Annotated in this window: 2 rRNA genes (1 of these 2 cut by a window edge); both read left to right on the top strand. The window is 56.6% G+C overall.

Annotated features, from left to right (window positions below):
• Positions 1–2501, top strand: a 23S ribosomal RNA gene (locus ABGB18_RS49175) (it extends 609 nt beyond the left edge of the window).
• A 76-nt stretch (positions 2502–2577) separates the two neighbouring features.
• A 5S ribosomal RNA gene (rrf, locus tag ABGB18_RS49180) occupies positions 2578–2694 on the top strand.
• Positions 2695–2702 lie beyond the last annotated feature (8 nt).

A 2702-nucleotide genomic window follows, 5' to 3' on the forward strand; every position in this document is an offset into this window, starting at 1 on the left:
CTACAAGCCGTAGGAGCGTACAGGAGCTTGCTTCTGTGTGATGTGACTGCGTGCCTTTTGAAGAATGAGCCTGCGAGTTATGGTGTGTGGCGAGGTTAACCTGTGTGGGGGAGCCGTAGCGAAAGCGAGTCTGAAGAGGGCGTTTGAGTCGCATGCTGTAGACCCGAAGCGGAGTGATCTACGCATGGGCAGGTTGAAGCTCAGGTAAGACTGGGTGGAGGACCGAACCCACCAGGGTTGAAAACCTGGGGGATGATCTGTGTGTAGGGGTGAAAGGCCAATCAAACTCCGTGATAGCTGGTTCTCCCCGAAATGCATTTAGGTGCAGCGTTGCGTGTTTCTTGCCGGAGGTAGAGCACTGGATGGCTGATGGGCCCGACAAGGTTACTGACGTCAGCCAAACTCCGAATGCCGGTAAGTGAGAGCGTGGCAGTGAGACTGCGGGCGATAAGGTTCGTAGTCGAGAGGGAAACAGCCCAGATCACCGACTAAGGCCCCTAAGCGTGTGCTAAGTGGGAAAGGATGTGGAGTCGCAGAGACAACCAGGAGGTTGGCTTAGAAGCAGCCACCCTTGAAAGAGTGCGTAATAGCTCACTGGTCAAGTGATTCTGCGCCGACAATGTAGCGGGGCTCAAGTACACCGCCGAAGTCGTGGCATTGATGCAGAATTTGTTCTGTGTTGATGGGTAGGGGAGCGTCGTGCAGCCGGCGAAGCAGCAGAGTGATCTAGTTGTGGAGGCTGTGCGAGTGAGAATGCAGGCATGAGTAGCGAATCGAGGGTGAGAAACCCTCGCGCCGGATGACCAAGGGTTCCTGGGGCAGGTTAATCCGCCCAGGGTAAGTCGGGACCTAAGGCGAGGCCGACAGGCGTAGTCGATGGACAACGGGTTGATATTCCCGTACCCGCTTCAATGCGCCCATATTGAACCTCGTGATGCTAAGAGTCCTTAGCTCGCCTAAAGCCTTCGGGCTTGGGGTCAGAGTGAACGCTCGGTCCGATCGGGTAGTAGGTAAGCGATGGGGTGACGCAGGAAGGTAGTCCAGCCCAGGCGATGGTTGTCCTGGGGTAAGCATGTAGGGAGCGAGGTAGGTAAATCCGCCTCGCACGTATCCTGAGATGTGATGCCGAGCCGATTGTGGTGAAGTGGATGATCCTATGCTGCCGAGAAAAGCCTCTAGTGAGTGTTGTGGCGGCCCGTACCCTAAACCGACTCAGGTGGTCAGGTAGAGAATACTAAGGCGATCGGGTGAACTGTGGTTAAGGAACTCGGCAAATTGCCCCCGTAACTTCGGGAGAAGGGGGACCTCTGCTGGTGTAGGACTGTGCGTCCGAGGCTGGTGGGGGTCGCAGTGGCCAGGGGGAAGCGACTGTTTACTAAAAACACAGGTCCGTGCGAAGTCGTAAGACGATGTATACGGACTGACGCCTGCCCGGTGCCGGAACGTTAAGGGGACCGCTTAGCTGACGCGAGTTGGCGAAGGTGAGAACTTAAGCGCCGGTAAACGGCGGTGGTAACTATAACCATCCTAAGGTAGCGAAATTCCTTGTCGGGTAAGTTCCGACCTGCACGAATGGCGTAACGACTTCCCCGCTGTCTCAACCGCAGACCCGGCGAAATTGCATTACGAGTAAAGATGCTCGTTACGCGCAGCAGGACGGAAAGACCCCGGGACCTTCACTACAGCTTGACATTGGCGTTTGGAGCGTCTTGTGTAGGATAGGTGGGAGACTGGGAAGCTCGGACGCTAGTTCGGGTGGAGTCTTTGGTGAAATACCACTCTGGTCGTTTTGAACGTCTAACTCTGGTCCGTGATCCGGATCGGGGACAGTGTCTGGTGGGTAGTTTAACTGGGGCGGTTGCCTCCTAAAGGGTAACGGAGGCGCCCAAAGGTTCCCTCAGCCTGGTTGGCAATCAGGTGTTGAGTGTAAGTGCACAAGGGGGCTTGACTGTGAGACTGACGGGTCGAGCAGGAGCGAAAGCTGGGACTAGTGATCCGGCATCGGCGTGTGGAAGCGGTGTCGCTCAACGGCTAAAAGGTACCCCGGGGATAACAGGCTGATCTTCCCCAAGAGTCCATATCGACGGGATGGTTTGGCACCTCGATGTCGGCTCGTCGCATCCTGGGGCTGGAGTAGGTCCCAAGGGTTGGGCTGTTCGCCCATTAAAGCGGTACGCGAGCTGGGTTTAGAACGTCGCGAGACAGTTCGGTCCCTATCCGCTGCGCGCGTAGGAGACTTGAAAGGGGCTGTCCCTAGTACGAGAGGACCGGGACGGACGAACCTCTGGTGTGCCAGTTGTATCGCCAGGTGCATGGCTGGTTGGCTACGTTCGGAAGGGATAACCGCTGAAAGCATCTAAGCGGGAAGCTCGCCTTGAGATGAGGTCTCCCTCCCAGTGATGGGGTAAGGCTCCCGGTAGATGATCGGGTTGATAGGCCGGAGGTGGAAGCGCGGTAACGTGTGGAGCTGACCGGTACTAATAGGCCGAGGACTTGACCACAAAGCATACTTTCTAGGTTTTTGCTCGCGTCCACTAGGCAATTCTGAGACAGCAAGCAGATGCTGTTTCGGAGGGTTACGGCGGTTATGGCGGGGAGGAAACACCCGGTTACATTCCGAACCCGGAAGTTAAGCTTCTCAGCGCCGATGGTACTGCACTCGGGAGGGTGTGGGAGAGTAGGTCGCCGCCGGACAATCTTTG

This window comes from Nonomuraea sp. B12E4 (genome assembly GCF_039871825.1).
GTDB lineage: Bacteria > Actinomycetota > Actinomycetes > Streptosporangiales > Streptosporangiaceae > Nonomuraea.